A 14,182-nucleotide genomic window follows, 5' to 3' on the forward strand; every position below is an offset into this window, starting at 1 on the left:
TTACGTGGTTGGCCAGTTTATGGTGTTCCAAGGGCTATTTGGATTCTCTAAAACTTGCTTGTATAAATGGTATATTTCTTGCCTGTAGTATGCTTCACGGTGTTGTTGGTCAAATGAAAACCCAAGAATAAAGCTCTTTCCGAATTCTTCCCATGAAGAAAAATGTTTTACTACAAGTTCTCTTGCGAATTTCATAACTTTAATTGCGTCTTGTTCAGTAATTATGTCTGTGGTATAGGCTTTTCTTGCTTGCCCTACCAGCATTGCTGCATCATAGCCAACAATTCCTATATCCATTTCAGATTCAATAGTAAAAATTCCTTTTTGTTTGAGTTCGTTACTAACTTTATTAGTTCTTAAGATTTTTAGGTAATTGAGAGCTCTTTCATTATTACCAAAATAATTATTCATTAATGCATCCCACTTTTCTTCAGGTTGGGTTTTCATCATATTATAAATAAAGTCATAGTACCAACGTCTTCCATCCTTCATAAAATATTCTGTCATGCTCCAATACCCTTCTTTGGAGTCCATATGCCACCTTTTTAAATGTTTATTTTGCAGATCTAGGATTCAAAAATGTTAACGTATTAGTATTTGCTCCCCACCACTCGGCAATTGGAGTATAAAGGGCTAGTGTAAATAATTGCTCTTTAGTAATTTTGTTTTCTGTGCTTGATTTGAATTTAGCAGTTTTTAAATCGGCACTTTCAGCACTATTTTTAAAAACACCTAAATATTTAGCTACATAAGCAAATACACCTAAAGCTATTATTATATACCCATACCAAGGTAAATTTTGAAACATTTGCATAATTGTTGTTTTTTAACTGTTTAATAAATCTTTTATGTTTATTTCTTTTTGTTCTGTTTTCGGAATTTCTAACAATAGTTCTGTTTTATCTTTTCGTATTCCTGCTACAATGTTAGCAGGAAACATTTGTATGTTGTTATTATATGTAGTAACCGAAGCATTAAAAGCTCTTCGTGAAGCTGATATTTGATCTTCAATATCAGATAACTCAAATTGAATATTTATAAATTGAATATCAGCTTTTAAATCAGGGTAGTTTTCTACTTGTATATGAAGCCCGCTTACTATTTTTGAAAGCTCATTCGATACTTCAATTTGTTCTTGTGAATTGATGCAATGTTTTGAGGCTGATCGTAATTCGGTGATTTTTTGCATGATTTCTTTTTCATGTGCTAGGTATTTGTTTAATGTAGCAATAAGACTGGGGATTAAATCAAAACGTTTTTTAAGATAAATTTCAATACTTCCAAAGGCTTGTTTTACACGATTTTTCTTACTAATAATGTTATTGTTAATAAGTATGCCAATGAGTAGAATGATGGCTAATAAAACAGAAATAATTATGATTTTCATATATTTTCTTAGATTAAAATTCTTTTATACTGATTTGAGTTCCTCGGTCGTAAGTTATTTCACGAAACAGTATTCCACTCATCTTATAAAATTTCCATATCCCATGGCGGTCACTGTTCAAAAATTCACCTTGGTGTTTTATGTTACCATTTCTCCAATAAGTGGTGTGTGGTCCAGTAGCGATATCATTTTTGTAGGTCGTTTCAAAATAGAGCCAACCTTTTGTACCGATATATTGTTTAAATACACCTTCTTTAAAACCAGTATTATAGGTTCCTTCGTAAGATTTAACTCCCGATGATTTGTAATCGATGCAATGCCCATGTTGTTTGCCATTTTTATAATGGTAAATTTCATAAGGTCGTCCGTTTTTATGATAGGTTTCTTTTTTTACAATAACTCCATTTTTAAATGCATTTTTCTTTAAGAGGATCCCTGCTTTTGAATATAGTAATTGTTCACCGTGAAGCTTTCCGTTAACATAGGATTGCACTTCTTGTAATTGTCTATTTATAAAGTAGTCTTTTTGTATGTAGCTGTTAGTACCAAAATGTCTTTTCTCTTGTAACAGAATACTATCAATGTTAATTTTAGTCCACGTACCTGAGGGCTCATCGTTGTTATAGAAGGTTTTTTCTATATAAAAGCTATATTGTGTCGTTACTTTTTTCCACCAGGCTCCATGTTTTAGTCCATTTACATAGTTTTTAATGTTTTTAGGCTCACCATAACTGTTAAAACATACCCATTTACCATGAGGTTTGCCATTTTTGTAGTTCTGTATTCCTTTTAATTTATTCTTATTATCAAAATTTCTTTTAGTACCGTTAAGTTTACCTTTAGTGAGTTTAACGTAAGTATATGAACCATCATTATTAGCAATTTGGTAATTTCCTTTTAGAATTTTTCCTTTTTTAGAACGATATATCAATTCGTTACCAAAACGTTTAATGTCGATATCATTCTTTGATACTTGCTTTTGCGCAGTACTCTTTAATGAAGCCATTAAACCTATAAGCAACATGAGAAATTTCATATATTTTTATTTATTAGAGTACTAGTAATCGTACAGTTAATGTTCGTGTCCTATTTAGTATACCTAGAGGTGTTAAAATTTTACCAAACAAACATATAACGAAAAATATTGGTTAGAAACAGTGAATCTATTTCATTAAATACTTAATCTATAAGCGTGGGGTTTTAATAAATATTTGAATATTATTTAAGGAGTAGAATTTATGCTAAAAAGTGAGTTTTTTAACATGTCTTGTTTTATGTAAAGTTACTTAGAATTATCATATAACCATTAATTGTATGTTAATCAATAAAATGATTTGGTTAAAGATAAGTTGAAATGAGTTTTAGTGATTAGTGATTAGTGATGGGGAAGAGGTGTAAAATATTAAAGTAATGATTTATATCTGAAAGGGAGTGTTATAAACTTAAGAAACAATAACTAAATCATGGACATAAAAGTGTTTTAACTTTTTAGCACTCAGTTCCTGTTTTACGTAGCCTTTCATAAATAATTGATGAAGTAGTGGTTTCAAATAATTTAATACTATTGTTCTATTGTTGATTTTTAATAGTAAGAGTTTATCAACCAAAAATAAAATCATTTCTGATTGATAAACTCTTATTGTTATTTTTTTGTGACGGATTCCTATTATATTTTGTATATTAATTTGGTACCATTTCGTAAACGTAGAAATAAAGCCGTGTTTTAAAAAGTATTACTAGTTGTTAAACTAAAATAATTTACTCAAGTTAAATCCATAGTTTAAGTAAAAGGCAATTTGATTATTTTGTGTAGAAAAATTAACTTTTTTGATAACTATGCCATTATTTTTATTTTCAACACTTCCCTGCATAAAAAAATCATTTGCTGAATGATAATATTTACTACCTATTGTTAATGTATTTCCGTTTTTAAGGTGTTTTGTCATACTTATTTCAGGAACTAAATATACATTAGCCCTCTTTATAGAGTTATTTGTAGCAACAATTTGATTGTTTACTTCACCTTCATTTTCACTAATAAAAGCCTTTTTAATATAAGTAACTGCAGAACCTAGCCCGATAGTGATATCAATATCATCTTTAACAACAAAATTATAACCTCCTCCTATAAAAAAGGTATGAGTAAAATAATTATTATCAATTATAAAAGACTTATTATTATTACTTCCCTCAATAGTTAGCGAAGAATATGAAGTCATATAACCTAGTTTGATTTCAGTGTTAAATGCAGTTTTATATAGTCCAGTAATAGAGAGAGAATGGTTAAAGTTGTTGTTAATAGTATTATTTGTAAACGGAATTGTTGTTTCTTTTATATCTGAAAACAAGAAGCCAAATTCATAACCAATCGCAGTATAAATTCCTGAATGGTTGTATTTTTTTTGAGCGTTTATTTCTTTTGCGAAAAATAAAACACTAAATACTATAAAAAATTTTAGTTTCATTTTTTTACTTCTTATTGTTTGTTAATTTTAATTGTATTGGAGTCGTTAAAAACGCTACAGTTTCCTGAAGAAATCCATTCGCCATTTAGTGTTTTTTTAGAGGAAGAAAGTTGTAAAACATATGTGTTTTCTTTGCACCAATACACACCAGTTTTACTTGTAACTTCTTCTATTACATCTGTTGTAGTTATTTCTAAAGTATTGTTATCAATATTTATTTTTACATTAAATAAAATATAATCTTGTTGTTCAGGAATTTTAGTTTCTTTTAAAGTTCCTTCAGCTATATTGTTTGTATGACTATTTATTACCAAAGTATATCGGTATCTGTCTGATTCACAGCTTGAGCAAAATAATTCACCATCCCAGGTTCCAATTAATGAACTATTTTCTTGTTGAATCATTTCGCCATACTCAATATTTATTGATTTTGTACATCCTAAAAAAAAGACAGCAATTAGTATGTATATTATTTTTCTCATTTTTTTCATTTTAAAAAGTAAACACATTATTTAGTGTAACTGAAGTAGCTTCTAAACCTGTGCTTCTACTATAGTTAGATAGTCTGAATTCTAGTGATTTAAATTGAAATTTTCTTCTTTTATTAAGTTTGAAACTCATTACACCATTACTGGGAGAAAATTTAATTCCAATACCATATTTATTAGTATTAAAGGCCGATAAATCGTAATCTGAAGTATAATATTCGGCATTCAAGTTGTGTTGCGCATAAGGTTGAAAGTAATCAGCTTTAGTTTGGGTATGGAACCTGTAAAAAGGATACAGTGTAATTCCACCACTAACCTTTAAGGGAGCTTCTAATTCAAATGTATGCCCAGTAATTCCGAAATTGTCGTTATAAAAGCGGTAAAATAATCGAGTAATTAAGAAGTTATTTACATAATAATTGGTACGAATACCAAGTGCTTTTTTTATTCTGCTTCTCGGTAATCGTTCAACTTTAACTAATTTGTTTTTTTCTTCATAAATTCCATCATTAAAATAAACTCTATGAAACGGAGTGCTTAATAATCCTTTTTGAATAATAACTTCCGCTGTTACAGATGCGTTTAAACGTTGATTAACATTACCGCCATAAGTTACTCCGATATTGTACGTAAATCGTGTATCTGTTTCGTAATTATTTGATGTTGTATTGGTAGGGATATAATAGTCATCATCATCATCATCATCAGATCTAATACCATACCCTCTTCCCGCTGGTCTGTAATCATCATCATCGTCATCGTCATCGTCATCGTCATCATCATCATCGTCGTCATCGTCATCATCATCGTCGTCGTAGTCATCGTCATCATCATCGTCGTCATCGTCATCATCATCATAATCACCATTACCTCCTGCACCAGTATTTCTACCAGCTCTAATTTCTCCAGGATAAATAAGTAACCATTTGTCTATAAAAATACCAGCGTTAATACTTAAAAATTTATTACCATCTTCAGAATTTTTTTGCCAAGTAATTTTTCCATAGTTAGAGGTAACATCAAATTCTTTAGAATAACCATACAATACAGAAACTATAGTATTTTTATCTGGTATTGTTCTATTAAAATTTAGAGAGGCATATTTTCTGGTATCCTCACTTGCTAAATTACTACTACTGCTATTATTATTACCAGTCGCTGTACTGGCAGAAGTTGTAGCTTGGCTACCATATTTATCTATATTTGCAGTACTGGCTGAAGTGTAATGATCTAAGCCCAATGTAATGCCAAAAGTTGAAACGCTGTTTACTGGAATTGAAACTGATATTTGAGGAGCGTTATTGTCGAGTTTTTCAGTTCCTTTCCCCCCAGTTACGGCACCATTATTTCCTTCTTGTTCATAGTAATTATATAAAATATTTACTTGTGTTTTCTCTAATTGTTTAATTTGATTTTGAGAAATCAAGCCTAAAGAAGAAAGCAATAGAAGTATAAGAGTTAGTTTATCTAGTTGCATCCACATCCTCCTCCCGATTTGCTACCATTTGCACCAGCAGCTCCTTCTCTATAGTTTTGTGAATTTATTTCGTATTGTTCTATTTTACGTGAAGATAATGCCATATTTTCATCGTTTAAATACATTTTTTGATACGGTTTTACTGTAGCACAACTTGTACATATTACTGTAAAAAGTAATATAGAAAGTCCTTTTTTAATCATCTTTATTTTAAATTTAAATTTTTTGAGGGATGTAATTTATTGTCATCAGAAATTAGTAAACACTCAATACCATTGAGTTGATTTACTAATTCAAGACCCTTCTCTTTGCCTAAGACAAAGACTGAGGTTGCCAAAGCGTCTGCTAATTCAGTGTTTTTACAAAAAATAGTAACACTTTTTAAACCGCTTACGGGCCAACCAGTTTTTGGGTTAATAATATGTGAATAACGTTTGTTGTTAAACTCAATGTAATTAGCGTAATTACCTGACGTAACTACAGAATTGTTATGTAAATCAAATTTTCCTGCCTTTTCTATGAGTCCATTAGGATCGGCGATGTTAATTTTCCAGTTTTTTGTTATTGGGTGATTTCCCCACGTTGTTAAATCTCCACTAGCATTAACTAAACCAGCAGTAACTCCAAGTTCTTGTAAAAGTTTTTTTACTTTTTCAGCGACATACCCTTTTCCAATAGAGCCAAAACCGATTTTCATTCCTTTTTGGGTTAAAAAAACAGTGCTTCTTTTGTCATTGATTACAATATTTTTATAGTTAATTTTTGAAACCGATTTTTTAACTATAGAACTGTCAGGTAACTTTTCCATGGGTTTATTGAAGTACCAAATTTTATCAAGAGAAGCAAAACTTATGTCAAAAAAACCATTGGTAAGCTCAGATATCCGTTTGCTCCTCTTTATAAGTTGTAATAATTCATTATCAACCACGACTGGTTTTACCCCTGCATTTCTATTGATATTAGAAGTTTGCGAAGAGGATTTCCAAGAAGAAATTAAATTTTCTACGCGTATGGTTTCCTTAATAGCTTCTTCAAGAAAGTGGTTTGCACTTTCTTGGTCTTCAGCAACTACAGTGAATTCAAAATCAACCCCCATTAAAAGAGCTTTCTTTTTGAATGTTTTTTGAGCGTTTGCAATTTGTACTGCAGAAAATAATAAGAATAATAAACGGAACAAATTACTATTTATTTAAATAATTGTCTATGTAGTAACTTGCCGTTTCACTTTTATAGCCATCTATAGAAGTAATTATTTCACCTTTGTTATTTAATATAATAACTAAGGGGAATGCTCCTAGTTTGTTATATTTTTCGGCAGATTTTTCTATGTAGTTAAGTTCATCTTTTGACAGAGAATCTCTATCCAAAATAAAGTCAATGTTTACTAACACATAATCTTTTTGAGCTTTTTCTTTAAACTTTTGAGTGTTAAAAACCTCTTTTTTTAGTTCTTTACATGGCTTACACCAGTCAGAACCAGAAAAGTAGACTAAAGTTTGTTTCTTTTCTTTTTCAGCTTGCTTTATAGCGTCTTCAATATTTTTATTCCATACCAAGGTTTTAGCAGTCTGAGCATTTGAAATGATCCCTGCAAATAAGAAAATTACTATAACTATTTTTTTGTTCATTTTTTGAAATTTTCGGCAAAAGTAGTTTTTATTTAGAATTAATTAACATAGTTTTGCGCGAAATTTTACATTTATTTTTATTTGGATTAAATATATATAGTGAAAATAATTTAAATATTCTATGGTTAGAACAATTACTTTTTTTTTGGTGTTATTTTTTTCTACTTATAGTTATGCACAGGAAGTTGTTGTTGGTAATGGTGCTTGTGGTTCTAGTATAACACAGAATACTCCTGTAAGGTATGATGATGGTAGTTGGAATAGTGGTAAAAGTAATAGTTGGGCATTAATGTTATACAAAGGAACAGAAATAAATGTATCTGGAAATTTAACAACAATTGGTTTTTATCCAGATTGTGGAAGCAAAACCTATACTACGGTATCCAATCAGAGAATTTATATTAAAGAAACACTAGACAGCGAAATTACAAGTTCAAACGCTCCTGATTTATCTACGTTTACAAAAGTTTTTGATGGTAGTATTACTTGGGAAAAGAAAACACCTTATAACGCTGCCAGAAATGATATTGTTTTAGATACTCCTTTTACGTATGATAAAACTAAAAATCTTATGATTTATTTTGAAAATGAATCAGGTATTGCTATTGATTTATGGGGTAGTATTTCGTTTTTATGGAGTAATCAAGGAAATAAAAGGGTTGCTTATACTTTGTACAAATTTTCAAATAAAGCTACTTCTTCAGGCACAATAGATTCTAATTTGCCAGTAACTTATTTTAAGTTTTCATCTTCTAATCCAACGATATTAATGCCGGCTAATGAATCAATTTGTGCAGAAGAGATGTTTACGTTTTTTGGAGTAGTAGCAACTGATTATAATACATTACAATGGACTAGCTCAGGCTCAGGAACTTTTAATAACAGTACAATTTTAAATCCAACATACACACCAAGTAGTGCTGATATAAATGCTCAAAGTGTAGTGTTAACACTTACAGTTATGGGTAGTAGTTCTACATCTGAAAATTTTACATTAACAATTAAATCGAAACCTACAGCAAACATTATAAAAAGATAAAAAAATAAGTTATTAAAATGAAACGTATATTACTATCCTTACTTATTACAATTACTTGTATCTTTTCAAGTAATTCTCAAACCGTCACTATAAACGGCGGTTCAAGCAAATCTAATTTTCCTGTTGATGCCTCTAAAAACTACAGTTATAGTCAATTCATTTATTTGGGAAGTGAAATTAATAATTCAGGAAATATTAACAGTTTAACATTCAAGCTTACAGGTTCCGCGCCTGCAAATATTAATACTTGGAAAAATTGGAAAGTGAGTTTAGCAGAAACCACAAATGATGAATTTCCAAATGCTCAGACTGATCCTTGGTTAAGCGCAAAGTATAAACCATATGGTGGATTGGTAGAGGTATTCAATAATGATGTTGTTTATGATCAAGTTTCGAAAACAATCAAGATTACTTTTGTGACTCCTTTTACTTATGATACATCAAAAAATTTATTGGTCGAAATCTATGAGCAAACAGCGGGATCGACATTCAATACTTATTTTGATACGAACAATAGTTTTTCAAATAGAAGAGGTATTGCAGCTTCAAGTACAACTTCTAAAAATTATACAACATCTTCTGATATAGGTATAGGATTAACATCTATTCCGGCTGTTGATATTGAAATAGTAGCAGCAACTATACCATCAGGAGGAAGTGCAATACTAGAGTATTGTGAAGGAGATAATTTAGAGTTAACAGCTGAAGATGCTGGTACAGGTGCAGTTTATCAATGGACGAAACCTGATGCAACTACAATAAATACTAAAGATTTAACAATCAATAGTCTTACTAATGCACAAGCTGGTATTTATACTTTAAAAGTAACCAAAGATGGATGTTCAAATACAACGTCATCAGAAATTAAAGTAAATCCGTTACCAACTTTAACAGCATCTAAATTTGAAATTTGTGTAGGAGAGGAGTTACAATTAACAGGAGGAGGTACACCTGCTTCATCTAATCCATTTGTATCATCAGATATAAGCATAGCTTCAGTAACTACAACTGGGTTAGTAAAAGGTATTAAAGCAGGAACAGTAAATATTATTTATGAGAATGATAAAGGTTGTAAAATAACCAAGCAAATCAAAATAAATAATACACCTATCCCTGTTTTAAATAACAATGCTACTGCAAACACAATTTGCGCAGGAACATCAATTGAATTTACTGCAAGTGGAGGTGGTGAATATGAGTTTTTTGTGAATGGAATAAGCAAGCAAGCTAGATCTAATGATAATACCTATACCACTACTGTGTTAAATAATAATGATAAAGTAAAGGTTAAAGTTTGGAATACTGCAGGTTGTTTTGCTGAAAGTTCAGAAACCACAATTGCGGTAAAAGTAGCTCCAGTTATTATAAAAGTAGAAGCTGTTAATACGCCATTGTGTGAGGGAGCGGATGTAGAATTTCTTATTGAAGGTACTGCAAATGCAGTCGTAACTTACACAATAAATTCAGGTGCATCAAAAACAGTTACATTAACAGCAGGAAGGGCTACGGTAGTAATCTCAGGAGCAACAACAACACAAATAATTAAATTAAGTGATGTTTCTTTAAATGGATGTAGTGCATCTGTTACAAATACAGCTACTGTAACAGTAACCCCAAAACCTAAAGCTATTATTAAACGTAGATAAAAATAGTTCATAAATATGAAAGGCGTATTAACGCCTTTCATATTTAATAGATAAGCTATATAAAATGACAAAAAGAATAATTTTAATCCTCACTTTATTTATCAGCTATTTAACAGCTTTTGGTAATGGTTTAAGGTATAACGGTTTTTATATGGCATCCAGAAGTTTTAGTACGAATCTTTCTGAAATTACTATTTGCGAGGATGAAACATTAGAATTAACGGCGGAGCCAATTGCTAATGCCAGTTATAAATGGTTGACATCTGATAATGTTTCAGTAACAAATATCGATTTAATTCGAACTAATGTTACTTTGGATATGGCAGGAGAATACGCGTTAACTGTTACTGTTAATGGATGCAGCGATACTTCAATTATTAACGTGAAAGTAATTCCAAAACCGAATGCAGGTATAGATGGAGTTTTAGAAATTGTAGAAGGAATAGAACCTACAGAAGAAGAATTGTTTAACGCTCTTGGTGGAACACCTGAGCCAAATGGAGTTTGGACAAAAAGAAACGATGTATACACCTACACTGTAACATCAAATAATTCATGTAAAAATTTATCGGTAGCAACAGTAACCATTATAGAGAGCATAAAAATAGTAAATGGATTTTCACCAAATGGTGATGGTATAAATGATACTTGGAAAATTTTACCTGATTTGTTAGCAAAATACCCGAATAATCAATTAATGGTTTTTAATAGACACGGAAATAAAGTATATGAAGATAGTCCGTATAAAAATGATTGGAACGCAATTACAAATGGGAAAATTATTATAAATAATGGAAAAAAACTTCCATCAGGGCCTTATTATTATGTGTTAGAACTTAATAATCTCAAAAAAAGTGTTTTTAAAGGCTGGGTTTATATTAATTATTGATTTATGAAAAAACAATTTTATATTCTGTTTTTTTTAGCATCTCTTTCTGTAATCGCTCAAAATACTGCAGATTATACTGTGTTTAGTTATAATTTAAACCTAGCAAATCCTGCTTTTGTTGGAAAAAATGAAAAAATTCAATTAACTACCAATTATAAAAAAGTGTGGGCGGGTATTGAAAATTCACTGAGCACAAGTGTTGTCTCATTTAGTGGCCCTTTTAATAATGGAATTGGTTTAGGAATTACTATTCTTAGAGATCATTTTTACCTATTTAATGAAACTATTGCTTCAGTAGAAGCTTCTTACAGCGTACAAATAAATGATAGAAATAGTTTTCTTTTTGGTATTAAAGCTCAAGGAGCATTTTTTAATGCTGACTTGAATACTATTAATACTCAAACAGCAAATGATCCGTTGTTTACAAGTACTATTAACAACTTTAGACCTAATTTTTCGTTAGGAATAGCTCTAAAAAACGAAAAATATTTTGCGCATATTGCATTGTTAGATGTGTTAGAAAATAGCCGTTTTAGCGGAAACTCTAATTTAATAAGCAATCAAAGTCATCTAAAAATAAATGCAGGAGGAGGTTTTTATTCAAGTTTAAGTGATAATTTAAAACTAACTTCTACAGCACTCATAAGAATTATAGAAGGCACTCCACTTTCTTTTGATTTAACTTCCATGCTTGAAATTAATAAACAGTTTGATATAGGTTTTACGTATCGATGGAATAATGCTGTAATGGGTAATATACTTATTGAAGCTACTTCGTGGGCACAATTAGGGTATAGTTATGGTTTTTCCATTAATGATATAGCAAAATACAATAACGGAACACACGAGTTTTTTTTAAGAATATATTTTAATAAACAGACAAAAAACAATTTTAAATGGAAACTAAACTGCTTTTAATTATATATAAATAAAATGAAAAAAGTACTATTTTTAATATTAACGTTATTTATAACGATTCAGTTTTATGGGCAACAAGAAATCACTGTCGGTAAACCTATGTGTGGAATCTCCATAACAAAAAATGCTCCAGCTAATTATGATTATGTTTTAGATAAAAAAAATAGTTGGGTAACTATGCTATATTCAGCATCAAGAATTGGAGCGTCCGGAGAAATTAAAGGAGTTGCTTTTTTTGCTGATTGTACAGTTACAGATAACTGCACATTTGATGAAGCTAAAAATCAAAAAGTATATATAAAGGAGGTAGATGAAACTCAATTTACATCTACATCAGAACCCGATTTATCTTCGTACACTCTTGTTTATGATGGGAAAATTACATGGAGAAGAGGTAAAGGAAACATTGAAAATTCAAAAACACAAATTATCTTTCAAACCCCATTTAAATACTCAGGAAATAAAACTTTAGCTATTTATTTTTTAAATGAAAATAACCAAGCATTGGGTGGGTTTTCGGGCTGTGGAGCATCTCCACCGTTTTTATGGGATTACGCAGGAGAGAATACTGTGATTTATGAAAACTTTAAACAAGGAGAAAAATCTGGAAGTGGAAATTTTGATAAAGGATTGCCAATTATTCGATTTTACTTTGATAGTTTGAACACGAATGACTTCACTCCATCTGCAACTACTACAACTATTACTGCTAATCCTACTGAAATAGTAGCAAATGGGGTTTCATCTAGTTTTATTACCGTTCAATTACATAATGTGAATGGTGGCGTATTAAATCACTCAGGGCATACAATTACTTTAAACACTTCCGCTGGTCAACTAGGTAGCGTAATTGATAATAATGACGGAACATATACTGCATATTTAACAAGTAGTGCATTGGTAGAAACGGCAACAATAACAGGTACACTAAACGGGGTTGATATAGTTGATTCGGCAGAGGTTAAGTTTACAATAAATACCAATCCAACTAACCCTACTGATCCAACAGAATTATCAAATTTAGTTCAAGCGTTTTCTCCTAATGGAGATGGTAAAAATGATGTTTGGCGAATTTTACCCAATATCTTAACGAAGTATCCTGATAATTCATTAAATGTGTTTAATCGCCAAGGGAATTTAGTATATAAAGCTGAACCGTATAAAAATGATTGGGATGGGGTATCTAATGGAAAAATTATAATTTCTAATGATACTAAATTGTCTATAGGTGCTTACTATTTTGTCTTCAATACAGGAAAGGATAAAGTTTATAAAGGTTGGGTGTATATTAATTATTAATTGAATTAAAATGTTTCTAAAAAAAATAATTGTAGTTTTTAGTATAATATGTAGCCCTATCGTTTGGGGGCAAAGCAATGTAGATTATTCATTGTATAATTATAGTTTAAATTTAATAAATCCTGCATTTGCAGGACAAAAACAGCATACAGAGTTACTTGTAAATTCAAAAATGCAATGGATAGGAATAAAAGATGCTCCTAGAACAAGTACTTTTTCATTAAATGTACCTTTTAAAAGCGGATTAGGGATTGGAGTTAGTGTTATTAATGACAAAATTTTTATTTTTAATCAAACAAATATAGCTTTAGATTTCTCTTATAAAGTGAAATTAACCGATGATCATGATCTACAATTTGGTTTTAAAGCCATTGGTAATATTTATAATGGGGATATTAATAAGATAAGAATTGAGGAACAAAATGATGAGTTTTTTGCTGATGCAATTAATAAATTTAGTCCTAATTTTACATTAGGAGGTGCAATTGTACATCAAAATTACTTTATGCATATGTCCATCAATAATGTTTTGGTTGATAACAAATACGAAGAACTTAATAACTCCAAAAATTCGGGAAGATTCAATACTTCTCTAGGAGGTGGTTATACATTTATTATAAATGATAATTTAAAATTAACACCTTCAACTTTAGTAAGGGTTGAAGAAGGAACACCTTTGTCTTTTGATTTAAATGGAACGTTAGAAATAAATGAAAAACATAATGTTGGATTATCCTATTTTTGGAATAATTCAATTCAAGTTAATGGGGTAGCATCTTTATCTAATTGGATTAAGCTAGGTTATGGATATCGTTTGTATACAAATGGGTTAGGTTCAGAACAAAACGGAACGCACGAATTTATAGCACTTTTTAATATGGATGATATTTTTTAAAATTTTATTAGTGTATATATCTGTTATTCATTTGACTTTGTATTTAATGAA

At 30.2% G+C, this 14,182-nt stretch carries 16 protein-coding genes; 6 read left to right on the plus strand and 10 right to left on the minus strand.

Annotated elements, in window-relative coordinates:
* The 10 genes from ACMFBB_RS15430 to ACMFBB_RS15475 form a co-directional block, all read right to left on the minus strand.
* Positions 1 to 534, minus strand: a complete 534-nt coding sequence (locus ACMFBB_RS15430; RefSeq protein WP_435261636.1) for a DUF1266 domain-containing protein — start codon at positions 532 to 534, stop codon at positions 1 to 3.
* 19 nt (positions 535 to 553) lie between these two features.
* Positions 554 to 814, minus strand: coding sequence for a hypothetical protein (locus ACMFBB_RS15435; RefSeq protein ID WP_435261637.1), 261 nt, complete (start codon positions 812 to 814; stop codon positions 554 to 556).
* Positions 815 to 826: 12 nt separating this feature from the next.
* Positions 827 to 1,387, minus strand: a complete 561-nt coding sequence (locus ACMFBB_RS15440) for a LemA family protein (RefSeq protein ID WP_435261638.1) — start codon at positions 1,385 to 1,387, stop codon at positions 827 to 829.
* A gap of 13 nt (positions 1,388 to 1,400) precedes the next feature.
* The gene (locus tag ACMFBB_RS15445) at positions 1,401 to 2,423 is read right to left on the minus strand and encodes a toxin-antitoxin system YwqK family antitoxin (protein WP_435261639.1); all 1,023 of its coding nucleotides are present in this window, start codon (positions 2,421 to 2,423) and stop codon (positions 1,401 to 1,403) included.
* Positions 2,424 to 3,135: 712 nt separating this feature from the next.
* The gene (locus ACMFBB_RS15450) at positions 3,136 to 3,852 is read right to left on the minus strand and encodes a hypothetical protein (RefSeq protein ID WP_435261640.1); all 717 of its coding nucleotides are present in this window, start codon (positions 3,850 to 3,852) and stop codon (positions 3,136 to 3,138) included.
* 11 nt (positions 3,853 to 3,863) lie between these two features.
* Positions 3,864 to 4,334, minus strand: coding sequence for a hypothetical protein (locus ACMFBB_RS15455; RefSeq protein ID WP_435261641.1), 471 nt, complete (start codon positions 4,332 to 4,334; stop codon positions 3,864 to 3,866).
* Positions 4,335 to 4,344: 10 nt separating this feature from the next.
* On the minus strand, positions 4,345 to 5,823 hold the full coding sequence (locus ACMFBB_RS15460) for a DUF3570 domain-containing protein (RefSeq protein WP_435261642.1): 1,479 nt from the start codon (positions 5,821 to 5,823) through the stop codon (positions 4,345 to 4,347).
* Positions 5,808 to 6,020 carry a DUF4266 domain-containing protein gene (locus ACMFBB_RS15465; protein ID WP_435261643.1) on the minus strand — a complete coding sequence of 71 codons (213 nt, stop codon included), beginning with the start codon at positions 6,018 to 6,020 and terminating at the stop codon, positions 5,808 to 5,810. Before ACMFBB_RS15465 ends, ACMFBB_RS15460 begins: the two co-directional genes overlap by 16 nt.
* Positions 6,021 to 6,022: 2 nt before the next feature.
* Complete coding sequence (locus ACMFBB_RS15470; protein ID WP_435261644.1) at positions 6,023 to 6,994, minus strand: FAD:protein FMN transferase; 972 nt, start codon at positions 6,992 to 6,994, stop codon at positions 6,023 to 6,025.
* Between the two features lie 4 nt (positions 6,995 to 6,998).
* Positions 6,999 to 7,445, minus strand: a complete 447-nt coding sequence (locus ACMFBB_RS15475; RefSeq protein ID WP_435261645.1) for a thioredoxin family protein — start codon at positions 7,443 to 7,445, stop codon at positions 6,999 to 7,001.
* A gap of 121 nt (positions 7,446 to 7,566) precedes the next feature.
* On the opposite strand from ACMFBB_RS15475, the gene ACMFBB_RS15480 reads away from it, so the two are divergent.
* The 6 genes from ACMFBB_RS15480 (at position 7,567) to ACMFBB_RS15505 (ending at position 14,131) form a co-directional block, all read left to right on the plus strand.
* Positions 7,567 to 8,484, plus strand: coding sequence for a hypothetical protein (locus tag ACMFBB_RS15480; RefSeq protein ID WP_435261646.1), 918 nt, complete (start codon positions 7,567 to 7,569; stop codon positions 8,482 to 8,484).
* Positions 8,485 to 8,501: 17 nt separating this feature from the next.
* A complete protein-coding gene (locus ACMFBB_RS15485) occupies positions 8,502 to 10,130 on the plus strand; it encodes an Ig-like domain-containing protein (RefSeq protein WP_435261647.1) in 1,629 nt (542 codons plus the stop codon).
* A gap of 64 nt (positions 10,131 to 10,194) precedes the next feature.
* Complete coding sequence (locus ACMFBB_RS15490) at positions 10,195 to 11,019, plus strand: gliding motility-associated C-terminal domain-containing protein (protein WP_435261648.1); 825 nt, start codon at positions 10,195 to 10,197, stop codon at positions 11,017 to 11,019.
* 3 nt (positions 11,020 to 11,022) lie between these two features.
* Positions 11,023 to 11,937: a PorP/SprF family type IX secretion system membrane protein gene (locus ACMFBB_RS15495; protein ID WP_435261649.1), complete on the plus strand. Its 915-nt coding sequence runs from the start codon at positions 11,023 to 11,025 to the stop codon at positions 11,935 to 11,937.
* A 15-nt stretch (positions 11,938 to 11,952) separates the two neighbouring features.
* Positions 11,953 to 13,236 (plus strand): invasin domain 3-containing protein, encoded by a 1,284-nt coding sequence (locus ACMFBB_RS15500; protein ID WP_435261650.1) that lies wholly within the window; start codon positions 11,953 to 11,955, stop codon positions 13,234 to 13,236.
* A 10-nt stretch (positions 13,237 to 13,246) separates the two neighbouring features.
* A complete protein-coding gene (locus ACMFBB_RS15505; RefSeq protein ID WP_435261651.1) occupies positions 13,247 to 14,131 on the plus strand; it encodes a PorP/SprF family type IX secretion system membrane protein in 885 nt (294 codons plus the stop codon).
* The last annotated feature ends 51 nt before the right edge of the window (positions 14,132 to 14,182 follow it).

It is taken from the genome of Tenacibaculum sp. nBUS_03 (assembly GCF_051201695.1).
GTDB lineage: Bacteria > Bacteroidota > Bacteroidia > Flavobacteriales > Flavobacteriaceae > Polaribacter.